15 protein-coding genes are annotated in these 15,907 nt (G+C 64.9%); 8 read left to right on the forward strand and 7 right to left on the reverse strand.

The window, feature by feature from the left end; all coding sequences use genetic code 11:
- The first annotated feature begins 582 nt into the window (after positions 1 to 582).
- The 4 genes from thrC to QCM77_RS21015 all read left to right on the forward strand — a co-directional run bounded on the left by thrC (position 583) and on the right by QCM77_RS21015 (position 4,690).
- Positions 583 to 2,001, forward strand: coding sequence for a threonine synthase (thrC, locus tag QCM77_RS21000; protein ID WP_279684707.1), 1,419 nt, complete (start codon positions 583 to 585; stop codon positions 1,999 to 2,001).
- Positions 1,998 to 3,287 (forward strand): M16 family metallopeptidase, encoded by a 1,290-nt coding sequence (locus QCM77_RS21005; RefSeq protein WP_279684709.1) that lies wholly within the window; start codon positions 1,998 to 2,000, stop codon positions 3,285 to 3,287. Before thrC ends, QCM77_RS21005 begins: the two co-directional genes overlap by 4 nt.
- A 39-nt stretch (positions 3,288 to 3,326) precedes the next feature.
- Positions 3,327 to 3,914: a GNAT family N-acetyltransferase gene (locus tag QCM77_RS21010; protein WP_211395570.1), complete on the forward strand. Its 588-nt coding sequence runs from the start codon at positions 3,327 to 3,329 to the stop codon at positions 3,912 to 3,914.
- A gap of 122 nt (positions 3,915 to 4,036) precedes the next feature.
- On the forward strand, positions 4,037 to 4,690 hold the full coding sequence (locus QCM77_RS21015; RefSeq protein ID WP_279661120.1) for a hypothetical protein: 654 nt from the start codon (positions 4,037 to 4,039) through the stop codon (positions 4,688 to 4,690).
- A 180-nt stretch (positions 4,691 to 4,870) separates the two neighbouring features.
- Here the strand turns inward: QCM77_RS21015 and QCM77_RS21020 are convergent, their stop codons facing one another.
- The 5 genes from QCM77_RS21020 to QCM77_RS21040 form a co-directional block, all read right to left on the reverse strand.
- Positions 4,871 to 5,356: a F0F1 ATP synthase subunit B family protein gene (locus QCM77_RS21020; RefSeq protein ID WP_279661121.1), complete on the reverse strand. Its 486-nt coding sequence runs from the start codon at positions 5,354 to 5,356 to the stop codon at positions 4,871 to 4,873.
- 5 nt (positions 5,357 to 5,361) lie between these two features.
- On the reverse strand, positions 5,362 to 5,928 hold the full coding sequence (locus tag QCM77_RS21025; protein ID WP_279661122.1) for a F0F1 ATP synthase subunit B: 567 nt from the start codon (positions 5,926 to 5,928) through the stop codon (positions 5,362 to 5,364).
- 59 nt (positions 5,929 to 5,987) lie between these two features.
- Complete coding sequence (locus QCM77_RS21030) at positions 5,988 to 6,218, reverse strand: F0F1 ATP synthase subunit C (protein ID WP_007599451.1); 231 nt, start codon at positions 6,216 to 6,218, stop codon at positions 5,988 to 5,990.
- Between the two features lie 53 nt (positions 6,219 to 6,271).
- Positions 6,272 to 7,021 (reverse strand): F0F1 ATP synthase subunit A, encoded by a 750-nt coding sequence (locus tag QCM77_RS21035; protein ID WP_279661123.1) that lies wholly within the window; start codon positions 7,019 to 7,021, stop codon positions 6,272 to 6,274.
- A gap of 111 nt (positions 7,022 to 7,132) precedes the next feature.
- A complete protein-coding gene (locus QCM77_RS21040; protein ID WP_018459992.1) occupies positions 7,133 to 7,507 on the reverse strand; it encodes an AtpZ/AtpI family protein in 375 nt (124 codons plus the stop codon).
- Positions 7,508 to 7,882: 375 nt separating this feature from the next.
- Between QCM77_RS21040 and QCM77_RS21045 the strand changes: the two genes are divergently transcribed.
- Both QCM77_RS21045 and QCM77_RS21050 read left to right on the forward strand, forming a co-directional pair.
- Positions 7,883 to 8,404, forward strand: a complete 522-nt coding sequence (locus tag QCM77_RS21045) for a hypothetical protein (RefSeq protein ID WP_279684712.1) — start codon at positions 7,883 to 7,885, stop codon at positions 8,402 to 8,404.
- 39 nt (positions 8,405 to 8,443) lie between these two features.
- A complete protein-coding gene (locus tag QCM77_RS21050) occupies positions 8,444 to 8,917 on the forward strand; it encodes a secondary thiamine-phosphate synthase enzyme YjbQ (protein WP_279661125.1) in 474 nt (157 codons plus the stop codon).
- 62 nt (positions 8,918 to 8,979) lie between these two features.
- Here QCM77_RS21050 and QCM77_RS21055 read toward each other — a convergent pair whose 3' ends face one another.
- Positions 8,980 to 10,605, reverse strand: coding sequence for an MFS transporter (locus QCM77_RS21055; RefSeq protein ID WP_279684714.1), 1,626 nt, complete (start codon positions 10,603 to 10,605; stop codon positions 8,980 to 8,982).
- Between the two features lie 341 nt (positions 10,606 to 10,946).
- Between QCM77_RS21055 and QCM77_RS21060 the strand changes: the two genes are divergently transcribed.
- Positions 10,947 to 11,618: a response regulator gene (locus tag QCM77_RS21060; RefSeq protein WP_279684716.1), complete on the forward strand. Its 672-nt coding sequence runs from the start codon at positions 10,947 to 10,949 to the stop codon at positions 11,616 to 11,618.
- 830 nt (positions 11,619 to 12,448) lie between these two features.
- On the opposite strand, the gene QCM77_RS21065 is transcribed toward QCM77_RS21060, so the two are convergent.
- Positions 12,449 to 15,289 (reverse strand): ATP-binding protein, encoded by a 2,841-nt coding sequence (locus tag QCM77_RS21065; protein WP_279684718.1) that lies wholly within the window; start codon positions 15,287 to 15,289, stop codon positions 12,449 to 12,451.
- Between the two features lie 191 nt (positions 15,290 to 15,480).
- On the opposite strand from QCM77_RS21065, the gene QCM77_RS21070 reads away from it, so the two are divergent.
- A complete protein-coding gene (locus QCM77_RS21070; protein ID WP_279684743.1) occupies positions 15,481 to 15,900 on the forward strand; it encodes an organic hydroperoxide resistance protein in 420 nt (139 codons plus the stop codon).
- Positions 15,901 to 15,907 lie beyond the last annotated feature (7 nt).

Genomic DNA, 15,907 nt, shown 5'->3' on the forward strand with positions numbered 1-15,907 from the left:
GGGCCGAACCGGCTGCTTCAGGATGCTGCCGGTTCGGCGGGGCGGACCGGTCTCGGCGCTCAGGGGCAATGCATGGATCGCGCCGACACCCTCCGCCGACACAATGGGTCGAGGTGGCATTCGTTCCTGAACTGTCCGCAGTTTTGGGAAAAAACGGCAATGTGTGACGAGAAGCTGCTCGCGAGCGTTTGCCAGAGCCGGAACGTGTCGGGAAAAATAGGAACATTTTCTCGCACGCGCCGTATTGGCTCTTGACGATTTCGTGACAGGCGACGAAAGCTTGCGCGAACAGTTTTAGCGGGTCGGCGACCCCAGAGGCAAAACCGGTCTGCACACAACGACAGACCTTCCAAGAGAGAGGGCTGCGGCATTGCCGCAGCCCTTTTTCGTTGGCAGCCCTTTTTCGTTGGCAGCCCTTTTCGTTGGCGGCCCTTTTCGTTGGATCGGCCCAGACGCGAAGCGGTTTCCCGATGCCGCAAAACACTTTATGGTGGCCCAAAGCCTCTGGCTGTTAACAAGTAGTTTCATAAAATCAAAGGCTTGCGGATCGAGCTCAGGCTTGGCCGGCCTTTGGAGGGCAGTTTGACTCGTTATATCTCGACCCGGGGCGAGGCCCCTGAACTCGGCTTCTGCGACGTGATGCTGACCGGGCTCGCCCGCGACGGCGGCCTGTATGTGCCGGCCATTTGGCCGCAACTCTCGACTGACGCCATCGCCGGCTTCTTCGGTCGTCCCTATTGGGAGGTCGCGGTCGAGGTGATCCGCCCCTTCGCCGGCGGCGAGATCACGGACGCTGAACTCGGCAGCATGGCGAACGAGGCCTACGCCACCTTCCGTCATCCGGCGGTGGTGCCGCTGCGCCAGATGGCGCCGCACCAGTTCGTGCTGGAGCTGTTCCACGGTCCGACGCTCGCCTTCAAGGACGTGGCGATGCAGCTGATCTCGCGGCTGATGGACCATGTGCTCGCCAAGCGCGGCCAGCGCACCACCATCGTGGTCGCGACCTCCGGCGACACCGGCGGCGCTGCGGTTGACGCGTTCGCCGGGCGCGAAAATGTCGATCTCATCGTGCTGTTTCCGCACGGCCGCATCTCCGAGGTGCAGCGGCGGATGATGACGACGACGGGCGCGGCCAACGTCCATGCGCTCGCCGTCGAGGGTAATTTCGACGATTGCCAGGCACTCGTGAAGGGGATGTTCAACAACCATCGCTTCCGCGATGCGACCTCGCTGTCCGGCGTCAATTCCATCAATTGGGCGCGCATCGTCGCCCAGGTGGTCTACTATTTCACCTCCGCCGTTGCCGTCGGCGCGCCGGCGCGCGCGGTGGACTTCGTCGTGCCGACCGGCAATTTCGGCGACATCTTTGCCGGCTATGTCGCCAAGCGCATGGGTCTTCCGGTGCGGACCCTGAGCATCGCCGCCAACGTCAACGACATCCTGGCGCGCACGCTGAAGACCGGAATCTACGAGGTGCGCGAGGTGCACGCGACGGCGTCGCCGTCGATGGACATCCAGATCTCCTCGAACTTCGAGCGGCTGCTGTTCGAGGCCGGCCGGCGCGATGCCGCCGGCGTGCGCCGTCTCATGGCTTCGCTGACGCAGTCGGGGCGCTTCGTACTGCCCGATGCAACGCTGGCCGCGATCCGTGAGGAATTCGATGCAGGCCGCGCCGACGAGACCGAGACCGCGGCCGAGATCCGCGCCGCCTGGCGCGAGGCAGGCGAGCTCGTCGATCCCCACACCGCGGTCGCGCTCGCTGTCGCCGACCGCGACATCACCGACACGACGGTTCCGAGCATCGTGTTGTCCACCGCCCATCCGGCGAAATTCCCCGACGCTGTCGAAGCTGCCTGCGGCCAGCGGCCGCAATTGCCGGCCTGGCTCGACGGCCTGATGACCAAATCCGAACACATGAAGGTGATGAAGAACGACCAGGCCGAGGTCGAGCGGTTCGTGCTGTCGGTCAGCCGCGCCGCAAAACAGGGAGTTGCCGGATGAGCGTCGAGATTTCCAAGCTTGCGTCCGGCCTGACCGTCGTCACCGACAAGATGCCTCATCTTGAGACGGCGGCGCTCGGCGTCTGGGCCGGCGTCGGCGGGCGCGACGAGAAGCCCAACGAGCACGGCATCTCGCACCTCCTGGAACACATGGCGTTCAAGGGCACGACGAAGCGCTCCTCGCGCGAGATCGTGGAGGAGATCGAGGCGGTCGGCGGCGACCTCAATGCCGGCACCTCGACCGAAACCACGTCCTACTACGCGCGGGTGCTGAAGGCCGACGTGCCACTCGCGCTCGACGTGCTCGCCGACATCCTGGCCAATCCCGCTTTCGAGCCCGACGAGCTCGAGCGCGAGAAGAACGTCATCGTGCAGGAGATCGGCGCCGCGCAGGACACGCCCGACGACGTCGTGTTCGAGCATCTCAACGAGCTCTGCTATCCCGACCAGCCGATGGGCCGTTCGCTGCTCGGCACTGCGAAGACGTTGCGTGCCTTCAGCCGCGACTCGCTGCGCGACTATCTGTCGACGCATTACCGCGGGCCCGACATGGTGGTGGCGGCGGCCGGCGCGGTCGATCACAAGCAGGTGGTCGCCGAGGTCGAGCAGCGCTTTGCCAGTTTTGAGGGGACGCCGGGTCCCAAGCCGCAATCCGCGCAGTTCGGCAAGGGCGGCACCAAGGTGGTGCATCGCGAGCTCGAGCAGGCGCATCTGACGCTGGCGCTGGAAGGCGTGCCGCAGACCGATTTGTCGCTGTTCTCGCTCCAGGTCTTCACCAACATCCTCGGCGGCGGGATGTCGTCGCGGCTGTTCCAGGAGGTGCGCGAGAAGCGCGGCCTCTGTTACTCGATCTACACATTCCACGCGCCCTATACCGACACCGGCTTCTTCGGCCTCTACACCGGCACCGATCCGGCCGATGCGCCCGAGATGATGGAGGTCGTGGTCGACATCATGAATGATTCGGTGGAGACGCTGACCGAGGTCGAGATCGCGCGGGCCAAGGCGCAGATGAAGGCCGGCCTGCTGATGGCGCTGGAGAGCTGCTCGTCCCGCGCCGAGCAGCTCGCCCGGCATGTGCTGGCCTATGGCCGGCCCCAGACGGCCGAGGAGCTGGTGGCCCGGATCGACGCCGTCAGCGTCGAATCGACCCGTAATGCGGCGCGTGCGCTGCTTTCGCGGAGCCGCCCTGCGGTTGTCGCATTAGGCAGTGGCAGGGGTCTGGACACGGCGGTGTCTTTTGCGGAAGGATTGACCCGGGCACGCGCCAAGGCGCGGCTGCATTAGGAGCCGCGCACGGGCTGATCTGCCCCGGGAAGCATCACCATGGCCCTCTTTCGCCTGCCATCCAGTGGACCCGCCGCGCTCGCGCCGCGCGGCAACGGCCTGTTGCTACGCGCGCCGCAGATGTCGGACTTCTTGCAGTGGGCGCACTTGCGCGAGTCCAGCCGCGATTACCTGACGCCCTGGGAGCCGATCTGGCCGTCGGACGACCTCACCCGCTCCGGCTTCCGTCGCCGCCTGCGCCGCTATTCCGAGGACATCGCCGCGGACCGCTCCTATCCCTTTCTGATCTTCCGCGAGCTCGACGGCGCCATGGTCGGCGGCATCACGCTCGCCAATGTCCGGCGCGGCATCGTTCAGGCCGGCACCATCGGCTACTGGGTCGGCAAGCCCAACGCCCAGCGCGGCTACATGACGGCCGCGCTGCGGGTGCTGCTGCCGACGCTGTTCGGCGAGCTCAATCTGCACCGGGTCGAGGCCGCCTGCATCCCGACCAATGCGCCGTCGATCCGGGTGCTGGAGAAGTGCGGTTTCTCCCGCGAAGGGCTGGCGCGCCGCTATCTCTGCATCAACGGGATCTGGCAGGACCATTTGCTGTTCGGCCTGTTGCACGAGGATTTCCGCGGCTGAGCCCGTTCATCGATGTGGCCAAAGTCTCCTTGTTTGCCGCCTTGGGTTCGCCGGTTTTGACGATATAACGGCGCAAGCCGGCCGGCGATCGGCCGGGATGTGGTCATGGAGTATGGGCGTTGATGGTGCAGGAGCTTCGGTCATCGCGGAATGCGTTGCGGCGGGGGACAGCGGTCGCGCTGGCGTTGTCGGTTGCGCTCGTCTCCGTCTCGCCGGTCGCGGCGCAGTCGCTGACTGATCGCTTCAAGGGCCTGTTCGGCGGCAAGTCCGACGAGCCGGCACAGCCCAAGCCGGCACCGGCGCCCGGTCAGCCGGCGGATGACGACGTCGATTGCCCGCAGGTTACGGTGCGTGCGGGGGCGTCGACCTATGCGGTCGGCGCCACCGGCAAGCCGGCCGTCGGCAATGAGATCCGCTTCCAGGCTACGATCACCAAGATGGCGCGCGAATGCATCCGGAACGGTGCCGATATCACGGCCCGGATCGGCATCCAGGGCCGCGTCATCGCCGGTCCCGCCGGCGCGCCTGCGACTGTCGAGGTGCCCTTGCGCGTCGCCGTGGTGCAGGGCGGCGTCGGCGAGAAGGTGATTGCCTCGAAGGCCTACCGGACCACGGTCGAGATGTCGGAGGGCGGCAGCGTGCCCTTCACGTTCGTCGCCGAGGATCTGGCCTATCCGATGCCTTCGGCCAAGGCCGCTGATACCTACATCTTCTATGTCGGCTTCGATCCGCAGGCGCTCTCGCCCGAGCCGAAGGCACGGGCGAAGAAGAAGTAGCCACGAAAAGATAGTCGTCATGCCCCGCGAAGGCGGGGCATCCAGTACGCCGCGGCTTCTCGATTGATCAGGACTGTCTCTGGAATACTGGATCGCCCGCCTTCGCGTGCGATGACATCCATAGAAACAAAAAAGCCGGCGCTCATCGCGCCGGCTTTTGATTGGTGAAAGCGATATCCCTCAGTTCAGCTTCTGCCGAACCTCGGTGATGCCCTTGGCGAGCAGATCGTCGGCGACCTGGCCCCTGACCGACTGCGACAGGATCGTGGAGGCGGCCTGGACGGCGGCTTCCGCGGCTGCTGCGCGGACATCGGCCACCGCCTGGGCCTCGGCGAGCGCGATCTTGCCCTCCGCGGTCTTGGTGCGGCGGGCGACGAAGTCTTCCATCTTGGCCTTGGCCTCGGTCGCGATGCGCTCGGCTTCGGACTTGGCGTTGGCGATGATGTCGGCAGCCTCGCGCTCGGCCATGGCACTGCGCGCCTTGTAGTCGGCGAGCACCTTGGCCGCCTCCTGCTTGAGGCGCGTCGCGTCGTCGAGCTCGGCCCTGATGCGGGCGGCGCGATGATCGAGCGTCGTCAGCACGGTCTTGTGAATCCCGAGATAGGCAAACACGACCATCAGGAGCACGAAGGCGACGGCGACCCAAAATTCAGGTTCGAAGAACATATCGACTAACCCTTCAAGGACGCATCGACCGCAGCATTGACCGACACAGCGTCGGGAACGACGCCGGTGAGCTGCTGCACGATCTGGCCTGCCGCATCGGCCGCGATGCCGCGGACGTTGCTCATGGCGGCGGTGCGGGTCGAGGCGATGGTCTTCTCCGCCCCGGCGAGCTTGGCCGCCAGCTGCTCTTCCAGCGTCTTGCGCTCGGCTTCCGCCTGCGCATTCAGCTTGTCACGGGTTTCGTTGCCGATCGCCTGTGCCCGCGCGCGCGCCGAAGCGAGCTCGCCTTCATAGGCCTTCAGCGCAGCGTCGGACTGGTCCTTCAGCTTCTGCGCTTCGGCGAGGTCGCCCTCGATCTTGTTCTGACGCGCCTCGATCGCACCGCCGATACGCGGCAGCGCGAGCTTGGACACGATCACGTAAAGCAGGACGAAGAAGATCGCGAGCGACACCAGCTGTGAAGCGAAGCTGCTGCTCTCGAACGGCGGAAAGCCGCCACCGTGGTGACCACCGTCAGCCTCGGTATGAGCGCCCGCCGCCGGACCTTTTGCGCCGCCATGACTTTCAGCCATGGAGTACTCCTGTTGCTGTCATGCGCGCCGCTTCGGTTGAAGCGGCGCGAAGCACGTCCTCAGAGCGGAACGAACAGCAGCAGCAGCGCGATCAGCAGCGAGAAGATGCCGAGCGCTTCGGTCACGGCGAAGCCGAAGATCAAATTGCCGAACTGGCCCTGAGCAGCCGAGGGGTTGCGAACGGCTGCGGCGAGGTAGTTGCCGAAGATCACGCCGACGCCGACGCCCGCGCCGCCCATGCCGATGCATGCGATGCCCGCGCCGATAAGTTTTGCTGCTGCCGGATCCATTTTAGACTCCTTGGAAGAAAGATTGGGTTGTGGGTGGAAATTCCCCGGACCGCTCAGTGTCCCGGATGAATGGCGTCGTTGAGGTAGATGCAGGTCAGGATCGCGAACACGTAGGCCTGGAGGAACGCGACCAGGAGCTCGAGCGAGGTCAGCGCGACCGTCAGCGCCAGCGGCAGCACGCCGCCGACCCAGCCGAGGGCGCCGAGCGAGAAGCCGAGCATGGCGACGAAGCCCGCGAATACCTTCAGCGCGATGTGGCCGGCCAGCATGTTGGCGAACAGACGGACGCTGTGCGAGACCGGGCGCAGGAAGAACGACAGGATCTCGATGAACATGACCAGCGGCAGGATGTAAATGGGGACGCCGTGGGGAACGAAAATCTTGAAGAATTTCAGGCCGTTCTTGTAGATGCCGTAGATCAGGACCGTGAAGAACACCAAGAGCGCGAGCGCCGCGGTGACGATCAGATGGCTCGAGATCGTGAAGGTGTAGGGGATGATGCCGACCAGGTTCGAGACGCAGATGAACATGAACAGCGAGAAGATCAGCGGGAAGAACTTCATGCCTTCCGCGCCGGCGGTCGAGCGGATGGTCGACGCCACGAATTCGTAGGAGATCTCGGCGACCGACTGGAGGCGCCCGGGAACCAGCTGCGTGCCGCTGGCAAGCATCAGGATCGAGATGATCGCGACCGCCACCAGCATGTAGAGCGACGAATTGGTGAAGGCGATCGTGTGGTTGCCGATATGGCCCAGGGTGAAGAGAGGCTCGATGTTGAACTGGTGGATCGGGTCGATTTTCATCAGCGCGGCATCTCTTGGTCTGCCGGGCGATGCCGGCGGGTCTCGGTCTGCCGGTCGGGCCGGCCCGTACCGGCAAAGCCGGCACGATCATTCCTCTCCTGTGTGGATCGCTTAAGAACCACCGCGCCTGTTTTGACCCGCGCCTGCCGTTCTCACCACATTCACCACGCCGGCCACGAAGCCCAGCAGCAGGAATACGATAAATCCGAAAGGCGACGTCGACAGCAAGCGGTCGAAACCCCAGCCAATCCCCGCTCCGACGACGACCCCGGCGACCAACTCGGAGGATAACCGGAAACCAAGCGCCATCGCCGAGGCTCTGGCCGCTCTGTCTTCACCGTCACCTGCGGGTTGCTCGGTCTTGACGTGGCGGCCGCGAAATTCGGACAACCGCTGATCAAGATTTCCGAGCCGTTCGGAAAGCGCAGCTTCCTCGGGCGATCTATCGCGATCTCCATTCTCGCCGTGTCCCGTGCCCTGTGTCATGCAACGAAGACCCGAAACGCCGCGGTTGAATGGAAATTACGCCCGCCACCCTCAAAAGCCGCGCGGACCATACTGATGGCCCATAATCAAGTCAAGCCAAGTCACGATTGTGTCCATTCCTATTATGTATCTGATTTATTTGACAATATTGGCGCGTGCGGCGGCGCTGCACACAGCGTGACGCCGCACCGCAGCAGCTGTCCGCATGATCGGCGGATGCAGTCGCCATTTCACCCAGCGGCCGGGATCAAAGGGGGCGCCGCGGTCGTTGATGTCAGGGGCGCGTTTTGGGCGGCGGATCGCCTCGCCGGGGTGTAGAATTTGCGAGAGTGCCAGCGTTAAGAGTGTCACCTGCGCATCGCGGCGGAGAGCGTGATGAGACCAGCGAATTCTTCCACAACATCATGGCTTGCGGCGGCGGCGTTCGCCGCAATGATGACCATCAGCGGCAGCCTCGTTGCCGCGCAATCCGCGCCCGACAGCGAAAACGGCCGCTACAGCATGACGCCCATCCCCGAGGGTGTGCTGCGGCTCGACACCCGCACCGGCACGGTGTCGACCTGCACCAAGAACGGCGCCGGCTGGGCCTGCTACGCGGTGCCCGACGAGCGCTCCGCGCTCGATTCCGAGATCGGCAGGCTCCAGGCCGAGGTCGAGAAGCTGAAGGGGCAGCTCGCGGCCGGGCCGACCGTATCAGGCAAGATCGACGAGGCGCTGCCGAAATCGGATCCGATGAAGAAGGCGGAGCCGAAGGTCGCCGAGGGTGACCGCAGGATCGAGATTCCGCTGCCGAGCGATCAGGACGTCGATCGCGTGATGTCGTTCCTGGAAAAGGCCTGGCGCCGGCTGATCGACATGGCCCATCGCGTGCAGAAGGACGTGTCGGGGAAGATTTGAGTGCGCACCAGGCCAGGACGACGCTACGAGAGATATTTGATGACATCAGGCAAATCCGTAACCCGCTCGGCGCCATCGTCGGTGCAGGCCACCACCATCGCATCGTCGCTGCTGACTGTGCAGACGCCGGGCCCCGGCTTCACCGATCTCACCGGCGAAGCTGCGAAGTTCGTCGCCGAGGCAGGCGCGCGCGACGGCGCGTTGACACTGTTCGTCCGTCACACCTCGGCGTCGCTGACGATCCAGGAGAACGCCGATCCCTCGGTGCTCGTCGATCTCACCACCGCGTTGTCCCGGCTCGCGCCGGAGGATGCCGGATGGACGCATGAGACCGAGGGACCTGACGACATGCCGGCGCATGTCAAGACCATGCTGACGGGGGCGTCGCTCCAGGTGCCGGTCCTGAACGGCAAGCTCGCGCTCGGCACCTGGCAGGCGATCTATCTGATCGAGCACCGCAAGCGCCCGCATCGGCGCGAAATCGTGCTGCAATTCATCGGCAGCAACCAGTAGGGACAAAACAAAACCGGCCGCGAAAGACCGCGGCCGGTTCGTGTGTCGATCGATGCTGTCGATCAGGTCGTCTTGATGTCGACGTCCTTGGTCTCGGGCAGGAAGAACAAGCCGATCACCACGGTAATCGATGCGAAGATGACCGGATACCAGAGGCCCGCATAGATATCGCCTGTGGAGGCCACGATGGCGAAGGCGGTCGCGGGCAGGAGGCCGCCGAACCAGCCGTTGCCGATGTGGTAGGGCAGCGACATCGAGGTGTAGCGGATGCGGGTCGGGAACAGTTCAACCAGCATCGCGGCGATCGGGCCGTAGACCATGGTGACGAAGATCACCAGGACGAACAGCAGTCCGACGACCGCGGCCACCTGCGGACGGAAGATGTCGAACGGATGCGCCATCTTCACGATGCCGGCGTCGCCCGCCTTCGGATACCCGGCTCCCTGCACGGCGGCGAGGACCGCCGGATTGCCGTCCTTGGCGTTGGCGTAGGCAACTTCCTTGCCGTTGACCGTCACCTTCACGCCGGAGCCTGCCGCACCTGATGTGGTCGAGTACTTGACTGACGACTGCGACAGGTAGGCACGTGCGGTGTCGCAAGGCGAGGTGAAGACGCGGGTGCCGACCGGGTTGAACAGGTCGCCGCAACCTGCGGGATCCGCCACCACGTCGACCTTGACCGACTCGATCGCCTTTTCCAGCGCCGGGTTGGCGTTGGTGGTGATCATCTTGAAGATCGGGAAGAAGGTCAGCGCCGCGATCAGGCAGCCGCCGAGGATGATCGGCTTGCGGCCGATCCTGTCGGAAAGCATGCCGAACACGATGAAGAAGCCGGTGCCGAGCAGCAGCGACCAGGCGATCAGCAGGTTGGCGGTGTAGCCGTCGACCTTGAGGATCGATTGCAGGAAGAACAGCGCGTAGAACTGGCCGGTGTACCAGACCACGCCCTGGCCCATCACGCCGCCGAGCAGCGCCAGCAGCACGAGCTTGCCGTTCTGCCAGTTGCCGAAGGCTTCCGTCAGCGGGGCCTTGGAGCTCTTTCCTTCATCCTTCATTTTCTGGAAGATCGGCGATTCATTCAACCGCAACCGGATCCAGACCGAGACGCCCAGCAGCAGCACCGAGACCAGGAACGGAATGCGCCAGCCCCAGGCAGCGAACTCGGGTTCGCCGAGGGCGGAGCGCGTGAACAGGATCACCAGCAGCGACAGGAACAGGCCGAGCGTCGCCGTGGTCTGGATGAAGGAGGTGTAGTAGCCGCGCTTGCCGTTCGGCGCGTGCTCCGCGACGTAGGTCGCCGCACCGCCATATTCACCGCCGAGCGCCAGGCCCTGGGCGAGGCGCAGCGCGATCAGGATGATCGGGGCCGCGATGCCGATCGTGGCCGCGTTGGGCAGCAGGCCGACGATGAAGGTCGACAGACCCATGATCAGGATGGTGACGAGGAAGGTGTATTTGCGGCCGACGATGTCGCCGACGCGGCCGAACACGATCGCACCGAACGGACGGACCAGGAAGCCCGCGGCAAACGCCAGCAGCGCGAAGATATCGCGGGTCGCCGGCGGATAGGCCGAGAAGAACTGCGCGCCGATGATGCTGGCCAGCGAACCGTAGAGGTAAAAGTCGTACCACTCGAAGACGGTACCGAGCGAGGAGGCGAGAATGACGAACCGTTCGTCCTTCGTCATCCCTCCCGCGCCTGCTTGAGACACAGCCATTGTCGACATGTTGAGTCGCTCCCCGAAAAATCGTTTCCTCGCGCCTGGATGTCCGGTCATGCCGGATCAACCCGGGTCTTGCCCGCAAGGTAACATCGGCGTGAAACCCGCCCCAATACGACTTTCGGCCTTGCGCACTGACGCGCAGCTGACGCCCGGGCCTTCGATCCGGCAACATAGTGCCTGCCTGTGGATTAACCCCGTTCCCGCAAAGGGATAATGTCCACTTGCATGCCACGGCTGGTCGGGAAAGAATTGACCAAGGCCCCTCGCCGGCTTACTGGCCCGGTGCGATTGCCAGCAAGAGAACGATGAACGCTCCCTCCACCCATCTCGTCATTGCCGATGACCATCCGTTGTTCCGCGACGCGCTGCGGCAGGCGGTGGCGGGAGTCCTGACCTCGGCCAGGATCGACGAGGCCGGATCGTTCGAGGATCTGACCAAGCTTTTGGAACAGACCTCCGACGTCGACCTGATCCTGCTCGACCTCTCGATGCCCGGGATCTCCGGCTTTTCTGGCCTGATCTATCTGCGCGCACAATATCCGGCGATCCCGGTGGTGATCGTCTCGGCTTCCGACGACAGCGCCACGATCCGCCGCTCGCTCGACTTCGGCGCCTCAGGCTTCATCCCGAAGCGGTTCGGCGTCGAGACGCTACGCGATGCCATCCTCAAGGTGATGGAGGGCGACGTCTGGGTCCCCGCCGACACCGATCTGTCGGCCGCCGCCGACCCGGACATGACGCGCCTGCGCGACCGGCTGGTGACGCTGACGCCGCAGCAGGTCCGGGTTCTGATGATGCTGTCGGAGGGTTTGCTCAACAAGCAGATCGCCTATGAGCTCGGCGTCTCCGAGGCCACCATCAAGGCGCATGTCTCGGCCATCCTGCAAAAGCTCGGCGTCGAAAGCCGGACGCAAGCCGTGATCGCCGCCGCGAAGATCGCCGGCGGGCAGTGGAGGCAGGGCACCCCGACGGGGTGAGCCTGCAGCGAGCTGCGGGGCCTTGCTGTGTCGCCCCCCTGTCAATCCGCCCACGCAAATATATTCCGCTTTACCGAAATTCGGAAATGGCGTATGTGTCGCCCATCCCGGCTCATCCTTGAGGGGCGATCTTGTGGTCGTCACGTTCGCGAGCCGGGCTTGCGGTGGACGCGGCAGCGTTCGGGTGCGAGAGGCCAAGGGCAGGGCGGATTGCTCTCCGTGAGCCCTGAGGCTTCGTGCCGACGAGCGGCGCTGCCAGGTTCGTCTCATCATCAGGTCGACGGCAACGTGCACAACGTCGTCGAAACCGGTGGTGAACAGCGAACCGTGCGTACGGCAAAACCGTGTGGTCCTGGCCGTCGTTGCTACGGTCAAGCCTTTGCGGATGCGGCATTCGCGTCAACCGGCGCGATGTCGGTGACTTCTGCGAAGGCGAGGGAGGCCAGAACGAACTCGGCTCCCGGGAGAGCACGGCATAAGCCGTCCAACCACTGCGCAGGGAAGGCCGAGTGATTGGCTACACCTGTATGCTGCTGTGCGGTTCTTTTGCGCTACCTTTCGCGCAGCGGACCGCGGGTGCCAGCCGGCACCCGGCCTTCCCTGTGCCCTCTTGGATTTGAGGGTGGAATGACCAAGCAAAGCTCGGGCGAAATCGACCGCGAGGACGAAAAGGTGTGTCTGCGATGCCGTAGGATGGGTAGAGCCCTTGCGAAACCCATCATGCTTCCGCGTGGATGAGACGTGATGGGTTTCGCTTTCGCTCTACCCATCCTACGGCTTTCGCCCGGACGTAGTGCAGCGCCTCTTTGCAATGAGGCACCGAGTCCGCCCTATAATGTTTGCAACAACGCGTTGGCTATTCTGATATCCGCTGTCTCCGAGCCCTTGGCGAAGCCTTCGTGCGCAGATTGCAGCAATCGTTTCGCTTCCTCGCGCCGGCCGCGTTCGGCAAGGAACCCGGCGAGATCGATCGCGGCCCGCAGCTCCCAGGCTTTGGCGCCTTTGCGCCGACTCAATTCCAGTGATTGCACGAAGTGGGCTTCTGCTTGATCAGCCTCGGGCTGCGGCCGGGCCAGGAGAACCCTGCCTTTCATGCGCAGCAGCTCGGGCATGTACAGATGATCGCCGCTCTGCTCGACGAGGCGGATCGCATCGTCGATCAGGCGCGCGCCTTGCTCGACTTGCTCGAGCGCCAGAAGACCGTTCACAAGCGCGATGTTGAACGTCGTGGTGAGCAGTTCGTAGCCGGCATCGTGGAGCTCGCGCAGACAGGCCCCGATCGTCTCGACGCCATCAGCAGCGTCGCCTCGCCGGATCGCCAGCTCGCCTTTGACGCCGCGACCGACCGCGAGGTAGGGGCCCATCGAGCGCGATTCGGCATGCGCGATGAAGCGGTCGATGTTCTCTTCCGCGCCATCGAGGTCCCCACTCCAGAGATCGATCGAGACTGCCCAGATCAATGCAATGCAGAGCGTGGTCGGATGGTCCATCTGCGCGGCCTCGATGACCGTCTGCCGGGCCAGTTGCAGCGCATCGGCGGGGCGGCCCTGCAACCAAAACTCTCGCGCGAGCGAGATGCCGGCCCGGTTGCGATGATCGAAACCGTGGACGGTACTGATTCGTTTGGTGCCCGGCCCCTGCCAGGCGGGCTCCAGCATCGTCACGGCGTCGCGATGCTCGCCGGCAAGATGCAAGGAGACACCGAGGAGCGAACGGGCGAGGGCGAGGGAGGCGGCATCGCCGAGCGTCCCGGCGACCCTGAGGCTTTGCTGCGCATAGCCGAGCGCGGCGTCGAACTGTCCCATCCGCTCGTGGAAGATATGCATGCGGCCAAGCAGCTGGAGCTGGTTCGGCGCGTCGCCGCGCGCCTCGGCGATCGCAAGGCTCCGGCTCAAGGCGGCACGCGCCGCTTCGGAGCCGCCGCGCGTGAACATCAAGGTCAGTCCGAGCGCGGCCTGGATGTGCATTTCCTCGGCGCTGCCGCGCGAGGATTGATCAATCGCAAGCAGCGCCCGTTCGGACCAGCGCCGGCATTCGATCAGCAGCGACATGGCGAGAAAGATGGGAGCTGCCGCAGCAACGAGTGCAATGCCGATGCCGGCATCGCCGTTCACCCCGAAGCACCAGTTCAGTGCGGCGCGTACGTTGTGAAGCGCGGAGAAATGGATCGCGCGCTCGTCGGCGCTCGGCACCGTGGCCCATGTCGTGCCGGCCTGCTCCAGCCATCGCCGGTAATAGGTCGCGTGGCGGGCGGCGAGCGCCGTGTCATCAGGCTCGATATCGAGCAGATAGCTGCGCGTCGTGTCGAGCAGACGGTAGCGCATCATGGCGCCGATCGGCCGCGGCGCGACCATCGACTTGGCGACGAGGCCGTCGATGGCGTCAAACAGGCGGGAGCGGTCGACGCGTTCGTCCGGCACGATCCCGAGTGCGGCGTCGATGGTGAAGTGACCGGCGAAGACCGCGAGCCGGCGCAGCACGAGGCGCTCGATGTCGGACAGGAGCGAGTAGCTCCAGTCCAGCGTCGCCTGCAAGGTCTTCTGCCGCGGCGGCGCCGTGCGCTGGCCCTGCCACAGCAAATTGAGACGCTCGTCGAGCAGCGTTGCGGTCTGCTCCAGGCCATAGGCGTCGACCCGGCCGGCGGCGAGTTCGATCGCCAGCGCCATGCCGTCGAGCTTGCGGCAGATCCCGGCGACGATCGCGGCATTGGCATCGTCGAGCGCGATCTGCGCGCCGCCGGCCGCGGCACGTTCGAGGAAGAGCTGAAGCGCGGGATAGGTCTGGGCCGCGGCCGCCGTCAGCCCGGGATTGTCAGGCGGAACGGCAAGCGGCGCCAACCGATAGACCTGCTCGCCCTCGACACGCAGGGCTTCGCGGCTGGTGGCGAGGATATGGACATGCGGCGCAGCGTGGAAAATCTCTGTGGCCAGCGGCGCCGCTGCGGCGATGACGTGCTCGCAATTGTCGAGGATCAGCAGCATCCGCTTGTTCTCGAGATACGCGAGCAGCGCGGGCAGGGGATCGTCGGTCTGGGCCGGCAAGCCCAGCATCAGCAGGATCGAGGTGATCACGAGATCGGGATCGCTCAGCGCGGCAAGATCGACGAAATGTGCGGCGTCGGAGAATGTCTCGAGCAGGTCGTGAGCGATCGCGATCGCAACGGCGGTCTTGCCGACACCGCCCGGGCCGGCGATCGTGACGAAGCGCGAGCCGATGAGCCTGTCCGAGACAGCGGCGATCGCATCGTCGCGCCCGACCATCCGTTGCAGCCGGTTCGGCAGTTTGACGGGCGGCAATTCCGTTCGCGGTGCGGGGCGCCGCTGTGCCGGGAGTTCCATCTGCGAGATCGGCGCGACGAAGCAATAGCCGCGGCCGGAGAGTGTGGTGATGTAGCGGGCACCGTCCTTGCCGTCGCCAAGGACTTTGCGAAGCGCTGCGACGTGAAAGCGCAGATTGGCCTCTTCGACGGTCAGGCCGGGCCACACCAGCGCCATCAGATCCCATTTGCCGACGACCTCGTTCGGCCGCGACATCAGCGCGATCAGCGTGTCGAAGGCTTTCGCGCCGAGCGGCAGCGTGACGCCATCCCGCATCACGAGTCTTTCATGCGGCGTCACGGTGAATGGCCCAAACGACAGGGTTCCCGTTGCGGTGCCGGCCGGCTCGGTCATGGTGGAATCCTGATCCTTTCGAAGGACCGGATAGCCAGATGATCGCGATCCGGCAAGGCCGCATCGCGATCAGACCGCGGATGCAGGCCTTGTGGGGCGTGCGAGCCGAGACCTCACAATTTCTCACAAGTCCAAACGGGCGTCTCGCGGCAGCCGCTGCTAGTCAGTTGCGCGACGGCAAGGAGACCTTCATGACGCAAGCGGCAAAATTGCTCTACACGGCCCGGACTCACACCGGCGGCGGGCGGCAGGACGGCATGTCGCGCAGTTCCGACGGCCGCCTGGACGTCAAGCTGTCGCCGCCGGGCGGCACGGGCATCGGCACCAATCCCGAGCAATTGTTCGCGGCCGGCTGGTCGGCCTGCTTCGAAGGCGCGATGGAGATCGCGGCCCGCAAGCGGAAGATCGAGCTTCCCATGAAATGCGCGATCGATGCGGAGATCGACCTCGTCCTCGACGAGGGCGCTTATTCGCTCAGGGCACGCCTCGATGTCAGCCTGCCCGGCCTTGATCGCGAAATCGCGCGCGGCCTCATCGATGAGGCGCACCGGACTTGCCCCTATTCCAAAGCCGTCCGCGGCAACATCGACGTCACGGTCGCGCTGATCTGACGCACCA

The organism is Bradyrhizobium nivariense (genome assembly GCF_029846695.2).
Classification (GTDB): domain Bacteria; phylum Pseudomonadota; class Alphaproteobacteria; order Rhizobiales; family Xanthobacteraceae; genus Bradyrhizobium.